This window comes from Gemmatimonas sp. (genome assembly GCF_041689975.1).
Classification (GTDB): domain Bacteria; phylum Gemmatimonadota; class Gemmatimonadetes; order Gemmatimonadales; family Gemmatimonadaceae; genus Gemmatimonas.
Map to the genome: position 1 here is coordinate 1 of NZ_JBDNFF010000146.1, position 14,746 is coordinate 14,746.

At 64.6% G+C, this 14,746-nt stretch carries 14 protein-coding genes; 4 read left to right on the forward strand and 10 right to left on the reverse strand.

Features of this window, described 5'->3' with window-relative positions; translation table 11 throughout:
* Window positions 1-45 precede the first annotated feature (45 nt).
* From ACESNG_RS09850 to ACESNG_RS09860, 3 genes are read right to left on the reverse strand one after another with little or no spacing between them, the layout of a single operon-like run.
* The gene (locus tag ACESNG_RS09850; protein WP_373068784.1) at window positions 46-888 is read right to left on the reverse strand and encodes an RnfABCDGE type electron transport complex subunit D; all 843 of its coding nucleotides are present in this window, start codon (window positions 886-888) and stop codon (window positions 46-48) included.
* Window positions 881-1,825, reverse strand: a complete 945-nt coding sequence (locus ACESNG_RS09855; protein ID WP_373057809.1) for an FAD:protein FMN transferase — start codon at window positions 1,823-1,825, stop codon at window positions 881-883. Before ACESNG_RS09855 ends, ACESNG_RS09850 begins: the two co-directional genes overlap by 8 nt.
* 26 nt (window positions 1,826-1,851) lie before the next feature.
* Window positions 1,852-2,739: an FMN-binding protein gene (locus tag ACESNG_RS09860; protein WP_373057807.1), complete on the reverse strand. Its 888-nt coding sequence runs from the start codon at window positions 2,737-2,739 to the stop codon at window positions 1,852-1,854.
* A 141-nt stretch (window positions 2,740-2,880) separates the two neighbouring features.
* On the opposite strand from ACESNG_RS09860, the gene ACESNG_RS09865 reads away from it, so the two are divergent.
* Window positions 2,881-3,990, forward strand: a complete 1,110-nt coding sequence (locus ACESNG_RS09865; RefSeq protein WP_373057805.1) for a dienelactone hydrolase family protein — start codon at window positions 2,881-2,883, stop codon at window positions 3,988-3,990.
* A 36-nt stretch (window positions 3,991-4,026) separates the two neighbouring features.
* On the opposite strand, the gene ACESNG_RS09870 is transcribed toward ACESNG_RS09865, so the two are convergent.
* Window positions 4,027-4,464 (reverse strand): Lrp/AsnC family transcriptional regulator, encoded by a 438-nt coding sequence (locus tag ACESNG_RS09870; protein ID WP_373057803.1) that lies wholly within the window; start codon window positions 4,462-4,464, stop codon window positions 4,027-4,029.
* 139 nt (window positions 4,465-4,603) lie between these two features.
* On the opposite strand from ACESNG_RS09870, the gene rocF reads away from it, so the two are divergent.
* A complete protein-coding gene (rocF, locus tag ACESNG_RS09875; RefSeq protein ID WP_373057801.1) occupies window positions 4,604-5,554 on the forward strand; it encodes an arginase in 951 nt (316 codons plus the stop codon).
* Between the two features lie 32 nt (window positions 5,555-5,586).
* Window positions 5,587-6,795: an ornithine--oxo-acid transaminase gene (gene rocD, locus ACESNG_RS09880; RefSeq protein WP_373057799.1), complete on the forward strand. Its 1,209-nt coding sequence runs from the start codon at window positions 5,587-5,589 to the stop codon at window positions 6,793-6,795.
* Between the two features lie 39 nt (window positions 6,796-6,834).
* Here rocD and ACESNG_RS09885 read toward each other — a convergent pair whose 3' ends face one another.
* From ACESNG_RS09885 to ACESNG_RS09905, 5 genes are all read right to left on the reverse strand, one after another.
* Window positions 6,835-8,130 carry an MFS transporter gene (locus tag ACESNG_RS09885; RefSeq protein ID WP_373057797.1) on the reverse strand — a complete coding sequence of 432 codons (1,296 nt, stop codon included), beginning with the start codon at window positions 8,128-8,130 and terminating at the stop codon, window positions 6,835-6,837.
* Window positions 8,127-9,116, reverse strand: a complete 990-nt coding sequence (locus ACESNG_RS09890) for a threonine/serine dehydratase (RefSeq protein ID WP_373068786.1) — start codon at window positions 9,114-9,116, stop codon at window positions 8,127-8,129. The genes ACESNG_RS09885 and ACESNG_RS09890 overlap by 4 nt, the downstream gene beginning before the upstream one ends.
* Before the next feature lie 7 nt (window positions 9,117-9,123).
* Window positions 9,124-9,699 carry a YbhB/YbcL family Raf kinase inhibitor-like protein gene (locus ACESNG_RS09895; protein WP_373057793.1) on the reverse strand — a complete coding sequence of 192 codons (576 nt, stop codon included), beginning with the start codon at window positions 9,697-9,699 and terminating at the stop codon, window positions 9,124-9,126.
* On the reverse strand, window positions 9,696-10,559 hold the full coding sequence (locus ACESNG_RS09900; protein WP_373057791.1) for a DUF1028 domain-containing protein: 864 nt from the start codon (window positions 10,557-10,559) through the stop codon (window positions 9,696-9,698). Before ACESNG_RS09900 ends, ACESNG_RS09895 begins: the two co-directional genes overlap by 4 nt.
* A gap of 193 nt (window positions 10,560-10,752) precedes the next feature.
* Window positions 10,753-12,192, reverse strand: coding sequence for a glycogen synthase (locus ACESNG_RS09905; RefSeq protein WP_373068788.1), 1,440 nt, complete (start codon window positions 12,190-12,192; stop codon window positions 10,753-10,755).
* Window positions 12,193-12,300: 108 nt separating this feature from the next.
* Between ACESNG_RS09905 and glgC the strand changes: the two genes are divergently transcribed.
* Entirely contained in the window at window positions 12,301-13,566 is a 1,266-nt protein-coding gene (gene glgC, locus ACESNG_RS09910) for a glucose-1-phosphate adenylyltransferase (RefSeq protein ID WP_373057787.1), read from the forward strand.
* An 887-nt stretch (window positions 13,567-14,453) separates the two neighbouring features.
* On the opposite strand, the gene ACESNG_RS09915 is transcribed toward glgC, so the two are convergent.
* Window positions 14,454-14,746: aldo/keto reductase (locus ACESNG_RS09915; protein ID WP_373068790.1), on the reverse strand; the 293-nt coding region annotated here is incomplete at its 5' end.

Here is a 14,746-nt window from a genome sequence, read left to right on the forward strand (position 1 = left end):
GACGTTGACATCCGCAAGCATCGCAAACCTCGTGCTCGCAACTTCTTACCTTGCGGTGGCAGTCCGCGCAGCCCGTACGCGATATCGCCGCCACGCTTCCCACACGTTAGCAACCAGCAGCCCGGCCAGCAGGAAGTACACTGCGCCCACCAGCTGGAACACCGAATACGACACCACCGCTGTGATAACGCCGAACACGATCTGATCGCGCGCTTTGGGCGGTGAGGTGGGCGGATCGGTGACCATGAAGAACGCGAAGAACAGTGCGGCGTGCAGATCGGGCTCGCGGTACAGCTCGGCCACGCCAGCCGGATCTCCCACGAAGGCGGTGAGCGTGAACAACAGAAAGTGCATACCGAGAAACGCCAGCACCGCCGGCATTTTGTTCACGCGATCGGTGATGAACACGCCCGTCGCGAACAGCGCCGCGAGCGCCATGAGCGGAAGCTCCGGCAGTGCGCCCCACCAGCTTTGGCCCGTGTCGAAGGCGAAGTAGCTGACCACCAGCGCGAGAGCCGCGGGGTTGAACACATTCGACGAACGGCCGCGCACCACGTACTTGCTGAGCACACCCATCGCCGCGGTCATGGCGGCAATCTTCCAGGAGCCGAACGGGCTGAGCACCATCGCCACCAGCAAGCCGGTCAGTAACGCACCACTCGGAAACGACCACGCCTTGTCGCGATAGCGCAGAATCGGCGCATCGATCAGCATCGCGGTGATAGCGGCGGCGGCGACGCCCGGCGCCACCACCGTGAATCCACTTGCCGTGGCCGCGAGCGGGATCAGCAGCGCGAGCGCGATCACCAGCAGGCCCTTCGGTGTCTTGAAGAATTTCGTAAGCGACGTGAACGGCATTAGCGAGATCGGCGCGACAACCTCAGACATCGATCCAATCCCGCGTTGTGTGGCAAACGAGCTTCGCATCCACGACGCACCCGCGCAATCCGTGACGTTCGAGTAGCGCGACACCCTCGTCGCACCCCAGCACGAATGCGGCGGTGCCGAGGGCATCGGCCACCATCGCGGTCGGCGCGATCACTGACACGCTGATTGCGTCGCGCGGCGAATGGCCGGTGGCGGGGTCGAGCAGGTGATGCTCGTTACTGCTTGCGTTGATGTCTTCGTTCGTGTTGCTGCCAGAGACGCGTCGCGCATAATCACCCGACGTGCACAGCGCCGCGTGGGTGAGCGCCACCCGTGTGAGCAGCGCATGCGGGTCGCGCGGATGACGGATACCCACCGTCCACGGTAGGTTGTCGGCGTTGTGCCCGGCGAGATACAGATCGCCGCCGGCGTCGACTACGAAATTCGCGAGCGGGCGCAGCTCCTGCACCGCCATGTCGATGGCGAGTCCCTTGGCGACGGCGCCGAGGTCGAGCAACAACGCGCGTTCCAACCGGATGGTGCGTGCCGACTCGTTCAACACCACATCACGAAACGACACCGGTAACTCGGCGTTCAGGCCGGCGGCTACCACGGCGCTGTCTCGATAGTCGCGGTTGAACCCGCGGGCTTCCATCCGCGCGCCGACCGTGGGATCGAACGCCCCGTGTGTTTCGTCGGCCACCGCGATCGCGAACCGCACTGCCTCGAACAGCATCGGCGACACCGGCACATCGACAGCATACGTAGCGCACAGTCGTCGTAACTCGCTGCTGGCGTCGAAGCGCGAACAGACCGACTCCACGCGATCGAACCAGGCGAAGGCGCGCTCGATGGCCAGATCGCGGGTGCGTCGGGCGCGCTGACTGTGATCGTGCCCGACCACCTCGATCGTGACGACCGTGCCCATGCGCGGTCGCGAGGAGATCGGTGCGATCACGGCTAACTTATCGAGCGTGGTGCGACTCACTTCGCCTGCGCGAGCGCCTGTGTGACTGCGTAGTAGAAAGCGTCAGAGCTTACCGTGGCACCTGACACATAGTCGACCTCGGCCGACTGACGAGCCACGACCTGCGGCACCAGCACCGCGATCCACGAACACGAGTAGCGCGTGAGACATTGTGAAATCACCGCGTTCGCAATGCGTCCGTCGCGAATCTCGACCATCGCTTCGATGTCACCATGTCTCGACGTGCCACGACCGAGATACACGCCGTCCTTGTACGACGTTTTTGCCGCTGGCTTCGCGGCCGGTGCGGCAGCGGGTGGCGGCGCGGGAGTCGACACCGGCGCCGACGGCGCGGGCGCACTCGATACCGGCGTCGCGATCACCGGCGCACTCGGCGGCGTCACCAGTGGTGCCACGACCGGCAGCGCCGTGACCGGCGCACTCACTGTCGATACCAACGCGGCTTCTATCGTTGCGACCTGCGCGGACACGTTCTGCGAAACGACCGGTACTTTTACAACCGTCGCCGTGCCCGGAAGCGTCGTGGATGCCGTATGCGTTTTCGGCGCCAACACTTCGGAGAGATTGCTCGATTCAACCGTCGGCGGCGGAGCAACCGAGCTCGTCACCGCGCCCGGCGTGGTTGAAGCCGGCACCCCAACAGGCTCCTTCACCACCGACGCAACAGGCATGGACGGTACCATCGGCTCCCCAGACTCCCCCGCACCCGTGCGTGCCCCGGCAGCGCCGGCTCCAGTTCGCGATGCACTGCGCGGACGACGTTCGGCACTCTCGGCTGCCATGCGATCGGCCGCCGGCTTCGTTTTCGCGAAGCCGGCCGTGTAGATGATCAGCACGGCCGCTGAACCGAGGGCGACCAGATTATTGCCGCGAGGCTTGGACACGAGAAACGGCGGGGGCGTATGAAGGAGATGGAACGGACGGGAACGTGCTTATATACGCCGCCGACGTTCGCTCTGCTGGCGAAGCGGTGTCTCGACGCTGAGATTTTGTCCTGCTGTCCCCACCTCTGCCAGGATTCTCCGATGTCCCGCCGAAATTCCGTGATCGCCGTGGCGCTCGCCACCGTTGCGATCGTCGCTGGCTGCACCATGCAGCGCTCGTCGCCCAGCGGTTCCGGCGGCCCTCGCGCATTCGCGTCATCCGCACTGGCCTCATCCGCACTCGCGTCGTCCGCGAGGCCGGCACCCGCGTCGGCCGACGACCACATGTCGCACATGAGCGCCGCCGACCTCTCGACGCCCGCGATGCGCACATCCAACGCGAGGCAAGGCGTCGCCGGTCTCCCCGCCAGCAGCAATTCTGCCCCCGCACGCATCAAGGCGAGCCCGCGGCACGCCGAGTGGGTGAAGATCGCCTGGGATGCCGGCTCGGCCGACTCGATCATGGCGTGGGTGGTGTACCCCGCGAGCCCGAACGCGCGCGCCAAAGCGTCCGTCGTGGTCGTGGTGCATGAGATCTTCGGCCTTTCCACCTGGGTACGCGGTGTGGCCGATCAGGTGGCCGCCGACGGCTTTATCGCCATCGCGCCCGACTTCCTCTCGAAGGTGCGTGGTGGTCCGACCAGCGTCGAACTCTCCGGCGATTCCGCACGCAAGCTGATCGCCGGTGTCAACGCGGCCGACCGTAATCGCGTGATCAACGCCGCCGCGAACTACGCCATGATGCTGCCCAGCGCCAAACAGAAGTACGCCGTGATCGGCTACTGCTGGGGCGGACAGACGGTGTTCATGCACGCCACCAACCGCGGGCTGAAAGGCTTCTCGGGCGGCGTGGCGTTCTACGGGTTGCCGTACACGAGCGGTGGCTCGCCGGCGACTGCGACCACGGCTGCTGTACCAGCCGGCATCAACGTCGACTCGATCAACAAGATCAAGCAGCCGGTGATGTTGTTGAACGGATCGAAGGACGCGCGCATTGCCGCACTCATGCCGTCGCTCGACTCGATCATGAAGGTCACCAAGAAGAAGTACTCAGGCACCAGCTACGAGGGCGCCACCCACGGCTTCCTGCGCGCGCAGGATGACCCCAAGGCTGCGCGAGACCAGGCCGAAGAAGCGGCCAATCTCGCCGCCACGAAGGACGGATGGCCGAAGACGATCGCCTTCCTCAGGGAGAACCTCGGCGTGAAGTAAGCGCGGCTTCTGCTGTCGACGTGACGTCGTTCAACGTCAGAGTTTCTGCGTCGACAGCAGGAGGCTGGTCTCCGAATTGGCGACACCCTTGATGCCCCGAATGCGACGCAGCACTTCGTCGAATTTCTCGAGACCGTCAGTGCCGATTTCAGCCACGATATCCCACCGGCCGTTGGTGGTGTACAACGCCTGAACTTCCGGATAGCCACGCAGCGTGCGCAGGATCGCATCGGAGCGATCCCCCGCCACCCGGTCGCCTTCCACCGCGATCGACATGATCGCCCGCACGCGATGCGCTGCCGCCTCCGGCGTGGTGCGCACGGTGAACCCGAGCAGCACGTTGTCGGCGATCAGCCGGTCAATCCGGTTCTGGACCGTGCCGCGCGATACGCCAAGTTGCTTGGCCAGCTGCGCAACCGACATGCGGGCATTTTCCCGCAGCAGCCCGATCAGCCGGAGGTCCTGCGCATCCATCAGCGCTCCCTTCCGATCGACGACTTTCGTACAAAACTTATCATATTGCTAAATATAGCTGTCATTTCGTCAGTCAATGACGCATTTATGGTAATTCTTTGATCTTGTTGCTATCATCGGCGAGCGACAGCTTCATTGCATGAACGCGACCGTTGCCTCCCCCGCCCGCGCCGCCGTCAAACCCTGGACCGGTACCGTCCAACTCATCGGCGTCCCCATGGACCTCGGCGCCAGTCGCCGCGGCGTGGACATGGGCCCGTCGGCGATGCGCCTGTCCAGTCTCACCGCGCAGCTCGAACGGCTCGGCCTCACCGTACACGACGCCGGCAATGTGGCGGTGCCCGATCGCACGTCACTTGGGCCTGAACCACTGGCCGTGCTCGACGCGATCACCGAAGTGTGCATCGATCTCGCCGATCGCACCGCCAATGCCGTGCGCGCCGGCATTCGTCCGCTGGTACTGGGTGGCGACCACTCACTGGCCGCCGGCTCTGTGGCCGGAACCGCCACGGCGCTCGCCGAACGCGGTCAGCGCACGGGACTCATCTGGCTCGACGCGCACGCCGATCTGAACACGCCGCAGTCGAGTCTCAGCGGCAACGTGCACGGCATGCCGGTGGCGCACCTGCTGGGTTTCGGGAATCGCCGATTGCGCCAGCTCTCCACTGCGATTCCCGCGGTGAGTCCGGAGCATCTCGTGTACGTGGGGCTGCGCGATCTCGACGACGCCGAGCGGGCCATGATTCGGGAGCTCGGCCTGCATGCGTACACCATGCGCGACATCGACGAGCGCGGACTGCGCGCGGTGATGGACGAAGCAATGAGCATCGTGACCACCGGCACGGGCGGCGTTCATCTGTCGTGCGACGCCGACTGGGTCGATCCTGCCGAAGCACCGGGAGTGGGGACGCCGGTGCGTGGTGGCGCCACGTTGCGCGAAGCACATCTCGCCATGGAGATCGTACATGACTCCGGCGCGATGGTAGCGATGGACTTGGTGGAAATCAACCCGATTCTCGACCGACAGAACCAGACTGCCCAACTGTGCGCCGAGCTGATTGCGAGCGCCTTCGGCCGTCGGATTCTCTGATCACCGCGCTGGAAAGAACTCAGGAGGATGCCATGACACCGACTACTATGACCGCCACCGACGAACTGATCGCCCGCGAAGAGGCATGGGGTGCGCACAACTACCATCCGCTCGACTTGGTGATCGATCACGCCGAAGGCGCTTGGGTGACCGATGTGGAGGGCAAGCGCTACCTCGATTGCCTCAGCTCCTACTCGGCCGTGAATCAAGGGCATTGCCATCCGCGCATCCTCGCCACACTCGTGCAGCAGGCATCACGCGTGACGCTCACGTCGCGCGCCTTCCGCAACGATCAGTTGGGGCCCTTCTGCGAGGAGCTGGCGGAACTGTGCGGGATGGAGATGGTGCTGCCCATGAACACCGGCGCCGAAGCGGTGGAAACGGCCATCAAAGCCGCGCGCCGATGGGGTTATCGCGAGAAAGGCATTCCCGACGGGCAGGCTACGATCATTGCCTTCGACAACAACTTCCACGGACGCACCACCACCATCGTGGGCTTCTCGTCGGAGCCATCGTACAAGGCCCACTTCGGACCGTTTGCTGCGGGCTTTGTGCTCGTGCCCTTCGGCGATATCGCGGCCGTACGCGCTGCGATGACGGCGAACACCTGTGCTGTGCTGATCGAGCCCATCCAGTGCGAGGCTGGTGTGCTCATGCCACCCGACGGATTCCTGCGTGAACTCTCGGCTCTCTGCACCGACCAGCGTGTGCTGCTGATCGCCGATGAAATCCAGACGGCACTTGGCCGCACCGGCACCATGTTCGCCTGCGATCACGACGGCGTGAAGCCCGACATGTACGTACTCGGCAAGGCGCTCTCCGGCGGCTTCTATCCCGTGTCGGCGGTGGTGTCGCGACGCGATGTACTCGGCGTATTCGGCCCCGGCTCACATGGCAGCACCTTCGGCGGCAATCCGCTCGGCTGCGCCGTAGCGCGCACCGCACTGCGCGTGTTGCAAGACGAGCATCTCGTGGAGCGCTCCGCCGAACAGGGGGCGTGGTTCCTCGAGCAGGTGCGCACGCTACGTCACCCCGCCATCAAAGCGGTGCGCGGACGCGGCTTGATGATCGCCATCGAGCTGCACGAAAAAGCGCGCCCGTACTGCGAAGCGTTGAAAACGCACGGCATGCTCTGCAAGGAGACCCACGACACCGTGATCCGTCTCTCGCCACCGCTGGTGGTGAGCCGCGCGGATTTAACGTGGGCCACCGAGCAACTCAAATCCGTATTCTCAAACTGACTCCCCCGTACCCCCTACTCCCGACTCCCTACTTCGCTGTTACTCAAGCGCCTTCCCCTGCGTATTCGGAATCACCGACCACGTGATCGCGGCCAACAAGTACGCCGCTCCCGCCACCGCGAACGCCGCTTGAAAGCCGCGCGACGTGGCCAGTGAGCCCACGGTAAACGGCGCCGTGGCACTCGCAATGCGGCCGATGTTGTACGTGAAGCCCTGCGCCGACGCGCGGATCTGTGTGGGATACATTTCGGCCGTGAGCGCACCGAATCCGCTGAAAAAGCCCGTGCCGAAGAATGCCACGAATGGGCCAAGCAACAGCAGCAGCAGCGGGTTCGACAACGATCCGTACAACGGCAGCAGCATGCTCGCGCCAAGCAGGTACACCACGTACACCTTTTTGCGGCTCATGACGTCGGTGATGTACCCGAACGACACGTAACCCAGCCACATACCAAGCTGCATGAACACCACGAGCGTCGACATCGTGGCGGTGCTGAGGCCGATGCCACCCTGCGCGGTGGGCAGCGAGAGATACGCGGGGATCCAGCCGTTCATGCCCCACCAGCCGAACAGCGTGCAGGCGTTCATGAACGTGACGGCGGCGGTGCGCTTCAGCATCGCCCCGCGGAAAATGTCGAACACCGAGTGCGCGCGCGGCGCATTGGGCAGCTTGTCGGCACCTGAGCGCGCGGCCTCGAGTCGCGCCTGATTCATCACTTTCCAGGCGTCAGGTTCTTCTACACTGCGACGCACCCAGAGCGTGAAGAACGCCGGCAGAATGCCGATGAAGAACACCACGCGCCACCCGTAGGCCGGCAACACGAGGCCCACAACGATAGCGGCTGCCGCGAAGCCGATAGCCCACGAACTCTGCATGAAGGCCAGTGCACGGCCACGCGACTTGGCGGGCCAACTTTCCGACACCAGGGCCGCGCCGCTGGCCCATTCGCCGCCCATGCCGAGCCCCAACAGCGCGCGGAAGAAGGCGAACTGCCAGAACGTATTCGACAAACCGCAGGCGGCGGTAAACACGGAGTACAGGAGCACGCTGCAAATCATCGAACGCGTGCGCCCGTAGCGGTCGGCCACCCATCCGAAGAACAGCCCACCGGCAGCGCCGCCCAGCAGCGTGATCGAACCGAGCGCGCCGGCTTGTGCCTTCGTGAGCCCCAACTCGGCGATCACCGCCGACAAGGTGAGCGAAAAGAGCATCACGTCGAAGGCATCGAGCGCCCAGCCCATGGAAGCGGCGATGAGGGCACGGCGCGGCTGCGGTGGCGCGCTTCGCCACCAGCCCATCAGGCCGGTGTCGAGCGCAGTCGACCCACGGCTCACGCCAACACCTGCGCCGCAAACGTGGCTGCGTCGATGTTCGCGCCACACACCACGATGCCCACGCGCCTCCCCTCCAGGCGTTGGCGTAGCGGATACATGAGCGCCGCCAGCGAGGCGGCACCGGCCGGTTCGACCACGAGCTTCGCCGCACGAAACGTGAGCCGCATGGCGTCGCGAATCTGATCGTCGCTCACCAGCACGACTTCATTCACGAACTGTCTGTTGAGCGCATACGAATAGGGCTCGCAGCGCGGTGCGCCGAGCGAGTCGGCAATGGTGCGGACGGCATCGATGGACTGCGGCGACCCGGCCGCGAAGCTGCGGTACATGGTGTCGGCGCCTTCGGGTTCCACCACGTACACGGCGGTGCCCGGGCTCATCTGCTTCACGGCGCAGGCCACGCCGCCGGTGAGACCACCGCCACCGGCAGCGACGATGACCGCGTCGAGCTCTTCGCCGGCGGCACGCACCTGATCGATGAACTCCACGCCCACGCCGGCGGTACCGAGTGCGGTTTTCGGGCCTTCGTACGGGTGTACGAAGGTGCGTCCTTCGCTGGCTTCGATCTCCTTCACGCGGGCGAAGGCGGCGTGCACGTTCTCCAGCAACTCGACCGTCGCACCAAGTTCACGACACACCTGTACGCGAAAGGCGTTTGCCGTTTTTGGCATAACGACGGTAGCGGTGGTACCCAGCACGCGCGCCGAATAGCCCAGCGAGATCGCGTGATTACCCGCAGATACCCCAACGACTCCACGCGCCAGCGCGGCGGCATCGAGGTCCAGCATCACCGACAGCGCACCGCGTGGCTTGAAGCTGCCGGTGCGCTGGAACAGTTCTTCCTTGATCCACACGCGCGTACCGTCACCCACGGCGCGTGCCAGCGCGTCGTCTACCAGCAGGCGCACCGAGGTGGTGATCACGCGGTCACCCAGCCGTTCACGGTTGGCGCGGATGGCGGCGATAGTCGGGAAGTCGACGTTCACAGACGAGTCACGGCGCCGGCCGGAGATACAACCCTACGAGCACACCCTTACCACGAATGTGCGACGCCATCGCGGCCATCACGTCGCGTCGCGTGAGCGATGGTGACATACCGGTCGGTGCCACGTTCACCACGGCGTCGAGGGCATAGAGCTCGAACACGTAGTGATGCGTCGGACCTGTGGCCGGTGCGGCCGGGCCACGATAGTACGGACCGGTGCCGCTGATCTGCCGCATGCCGTTGGCGGCCTGCGCCCCCTGTGGCACGCCCTCGGGGAGCGCGGTGGCGTTGCCCGGAATATTCCACACCATCCAATGCAGCAGGTCGTCGGTGCCGTCACCGATGGCGGCATCGGCATCGTGCACCAGCAGCACGAAGCTGCGCGTGGAGTCCGGCGCGCCGCTCCAGCTCAACGCGGGCGACACGTCGCGTCCGGTTTGCGCGTGGCGGGCCGGAATCATGCCGCCATCGGTGAACGCGCTCGAGGTCAGTGTGATCACCCGAATGGCCGGTCGACGCTGTGCGGACGCGCTCTGCGACGCGCACAAGGCGACGGCCGCGAGCAGTGTGCGGATGGCGTTCATGAGAACGACTTCGGCATACGCTTCCGCCATACGTCATAGCGCGTGCGCAGCGTTTTTACCGGATTCAGATTCTCACCGGCCTTGATGGCATTCGGTCCGCCCTGGTCCGGCTGCGTGACCGTGAGATACATCGCGTAGCTGCCGTTGTTGTGCGAGTCGCCGTTGGTGTCGTTCTGGTTCGCCAGCAGGATGTAGGCGATGTACGACGTGCGCCCCTCACACGGACTGGCCGGGGCCGAACCGTCGGCCGGCAAAGGCGGGCAGACACATCGACTATCTCCACCGTACTGGTCGGCAATTTCGAGCGCTGCCATCACCCGATCGGTGAGCGCGCCCTTGGTGTGCAGGAACGCCTTCACCGCGTTCGGTATGACCTCGCCCGGACGCAGGATGTTGCCCTGAATCGAGTAGTAGATCTGCGTGCCCGGTACGCGCCCCTGGATGTCCTGCGACACGTAGCCGTTGGTGAGTCCCGAGTGTCCGGCGCTGCGGCCGGTGAGGTCGAGAATCCCGAACTGCCGAGACTGGAAGGCCGGATCTTCGGAGAGCATCTCGATGATGCGCGCCGGGTCGGTACCCTTGGCGAGTTCGCGGTATACGAGCATCTGGTTGGCGTGCGTGCCGTCTACGCCAGCCTGACAGGCGGCGACGCCCTTACCGGGCACCACGACGGCCTGAATGCCCATGAGGAAGGCGTCGGTGTTGTTGACGCAGGTGGCCGACGCGATGACCACGCGACCGGTGGCGGCGTCGACGGCGATCACCGACCAGGTGGCGTAGGCGGCGCGCGGCAGGGTGATCGAGAGCGCGACGAGGGCGACCGCGTAGCGGATCGCACAGCGCAAGTGAGATGTGAGCATGCCGCAAACGTGCGCCCTGAACGCCCTGATTGGCAAGATGCGGACGCGATGTATGTGCCGTGTTCGTCCAATCATGACATCGCTCAGCGCCTCTGCGTACTCTGCGCCTCTGCGTGATCAGTCCCACGGTGGCGGCGACGAACAGACCGCTAACCCGATAACGCAGAGGCGCAGAGGCGCAGAGCGACAAGCCTCAGCGCACCAACTGCACCGCCCACCGATACACACCGCCGTATTGCTCGGCCGCATGATCCCACGAGTTGTCCTCCCGCATACCGCGCGCCCGCAGGAGCGCCCAGCTTTCCCGGTCACGATACACCTCCAGCGCCCGTGCAATGGCGTCGGCGAAGTGCTGTGCGTCGTACGGGTGAAAGCGGAAGCCGTTGCCGTCGAAGCCTTCGCGTACCGTGTCGACGAGGCCACCGGTGGCGCGCACGATCGGCACACTGCCGTAGCGCAGCGCGATCATCTGGCCCAGGCCGCAGGGTTCGAATCGTGACGGCATGAGAAAGGCGTCGCTGCCCGCGTAGATGCGCTGCGCCAGCGCCGCATCGAAGCCGATGCGCGCCGCGATGCGCTGCGGATGCGCCCGCGCATGTTGCTGTATCACGAACTGCAGATGCGCATTGCCCGACCCCAGCACCACCAGCTGCGCGTCGGTGCCCTGTAACAACCACGGCATGACCTGATCGAGCAGATCGAACCCCTTCTGCTCCACGAGCCGCGACACTAGCCCCAACAGTGGGCGCTCGGGCGCCACCGGCAGACCGAGCTCCGCCTGCAACGCCGCCTTGCATGCCGCCTTGCCCGAGAGGTCATCGACATCGAACGGTGCCGCCAGGTGCACATCGGTGGCGGGGTTGAATGCCTCGCGATCGATGCCGTTGAGAATACCGGCCACGCGATCGCGCTTGGCAAGCAGCAATCCATCCAGCCGCTCGCCGTATTCGGTGGTCATGATCTCCTGGGCGTACGTGGGGCTGACCGTGGTCACCACGTCGTTGAACAAGATGCCGCGCGCCATGAAGTTGAAGGTGCCCGCGATCCCGGGGCCCATACTGTCTTCGGGCAAGCCGCCTTCAGTGAGTCCGGCCAGCGCCAATGTTCTGGTGCTTCGCTGCCCCTGATAGGCAAGGTTGTGGATCGTGAACACGGTGGCCACGCGGCCAAAGGTGTATGCGTAGTACGTCTTCAGGTAGTTCGCGATCAGGGCGGCATGCCAGTCGTGACTGTGCACCACATCGATCTGCCACCGCTCCACCTCGCGCAGATGCTGCATCAGTGCCAGCACGCCACGCGCGAAGAGGATGAACCGGCGATCGTCATCCCCTTCCCCATAAATCGCCACACGCTCGAACGCCGCCGGGATATCGAGCAAGTACACGGGCGTATCGCTGCCGGCCAGTCGCCAGATGCGCACTTCCTCCTGGCGCTCGCCGACGGTCAGGAACGAGGCGGCGATCGGCCCTTCCACCGGAACGCCGCGCTCGCGCACTTCGCGGAAGTACGGCATCACGACCCGTACGTCGTGTCCGGCGCGCCGTAGAGCGGCCGGGAGGGCGCCGGCCACATCCGCCAGTCCACCCGACTTGATCACTGGGGCGACTTCAGCCGCCGCGAAGAGGACGTTCATGTTTGAAAAATGCAGTCCCGAATCGCTGCAGGACACCCTTTCGCCAGCTGAACCTGCCGCCCATGATGCAGTAACGGCAATTTCCTTCCCGATTGCGAGTAACTCCACATGACGTCAACGACGCGCCACAGCACCATTGCCCGTACCGCCATGGCCTACGTGTTGGCTGGAGGCCGCGGGTCCCGACTGTATGAATTGACCGACAGACGGGCGAAACCGGCCGTGTACTTCGGCGGCAAGACGCGCATTATCGACTTCGCGCTCTCCAACGCCCTCAACTCAGGCATTCGGCGCATCGGCGTCGCCACGCAGTACAAGGCGCACAGTCTCATTCGCCACTTGCAGCGCGGCTGGAACTTCCTGCGACCCGAGCGCAACGAAAGCTTCGACATTCTGCCGGCCAGCCAGCGCGTGAGCGAAACGCAGTGGTACGACGGGACGGCCGACGCCGTATATCAGAACATGGATATCATCGAGACGTATCACCCGGAGTACATGGTGATTCTCGCCGGTGATCATATCTACAAGATGGACTACGAGCTGATGCTGGAGCAGCACGTGGCGCAGAATGCCGACGTCACCGTGGGCGTACTCGAAGTGGCCCGAACAGACGCGTCGGACTTCGGCGTGATGCACGTGGACGCCGACGACCGCATCGTGCAGTTCCTCGAGAAGCCGACCGACCCACCCGGCATTCCGGGAAATCCGGCGAGGGCACTCGCCAGCATGGGCATCTACGTGTTCAAGACGACGTTTCTGTTCGACCTCCTTCGCCGCGACGCCGCCGATGCGAGTTCGTCGCGTGATTTCGGCAAGGACATCATTCCCTACGTGGTCGCCAACGGCAAAGCGGTGGCGCACCGTTTCGGCACGTCGTGCGTGAAAGCCGATCGTGAAGTGGAGGCGTACTGGCGCGACGTCGGCACGATCGACGCCTACTGGGAGGCGAACATCGACCTCACCAGCGTGGTGCCGTCGCTCGACCTCTACGATCAGAACTGGCCAATCTGGAGCTACAGCGAGATCACCGCGCCGGCGAAGTTCGTGCACAACGATACACATCGTCGCGGCGCCGCCATCAATTCGTTGGTCGCCGGCGGCTGCATCGTGTCCGGCTCGCACGTCGAGAAGTCGCTACTCTTCACCGGCGTGAAGGTGCACTCTTTCGCACATCTCATCGGCGCCGTGGTGCAACCTTACGTCGAGATCGGCCGCGGTGCGCGTCTGCGCGACGTCGTCATCGACCGCGGCGTGGTCATTCCCGCCGGGCTCGTGGTGGGTGAAGACCCCGAGAAGGACGCCGCACGCTTCCGGAGAACGGACAAGGGCCGCGTATTGATTACGCAGCCCATGATCGACCGACTCCCCGAATAGCGAAGAGTCACCAGTCGCTGGACGTCGACGTCAGTCCGTCCTTCAGCGACTCGGCGTGGACTGCGGCGATCGTCGAGCAACGTCATGAGCTCGCGCGCCAGCCGAATGGCCTCGGCCGAGAGCGAGGCGTGCGTCATGATTCCTGTCCGTCGCGCGCACGAGACGCCTCGCGATGGTGGTGCATCGGGGTACACACCGTCTGGTCGAACGGGAGGCGTGGAATTCGACATCGAGAGTGCTGTTCATGAGCACCGGCTCAGTGTAGCGTTCCCGTCCACTGCGAGTATAGTGGAGAAGTTTTTAACATCAGTAGTATCCCAACGTTTTTCAGCGGAGAACGCGTGGAATGCCCTCGAAATTAGCGGCACTCCCCAGCCACTGCAACATGCGCCGGTGCGGCGTGATCCACGGGAAGCACCACTCCACCCGTGAACACGTGGGGACACCACTCACGGTGTTGCTGTTCTTCGCGAGCCTTCGCGGACTTCGCGGACTTCGCGGACTTCGCGCGAACTGCGGTGCTGGCGGTTGCCACGGAGCAATCGGAGAGCCAGCTGGTTCGCGCGGAGCACGCGAAGAACAGCACTCGGAGTCTATTGTGAGTGAGTCGCTACCGAAACGTCCGCCGAACAGCCTTACCGCGTATTGACGCCGAAACCACGCGGATAAACGACGACGATACGGAATACCACGCGCCAGAGTCCACATCGAGCATCCTCCACAGACATACGTCTGTGACGACCCGTTCTTCCAGCGATGGCTGGAGCTCAATGTCTTCGAGGATTTCGGATTGCCGACTCCCAATCGCACGCTTGGTCACAGCGACGACGCCATGGCTGCGCTGCTCGCCGCGATGCGATAGCCGATCGCAGTCGGTTCCGCCCACCTCACGCCGTATTGAGATTGTAGCGCATGATCCCGGCGTGCACGCCGGTCATGTCTCGCTCGAGGTCGTACACATCCCCGCGAGGACCGGGCGCCGCCGCTACCACCGACTGCAGCGATGCCCGTTCGGCAGCCGTGAACTCCAAAGATAGCGCGGCCAGCGTGGCCGGTAGGTGCTCAGCGTGACGCGCCCCGACAATGACCGCCGTTACAGCGGGTTCGTCGAGCACCGCGCGGAGTGCGACGGCGCCGATGGTGGTGTGGTGCGCGTCGGCAATGCCGCGCAATGTGTGCA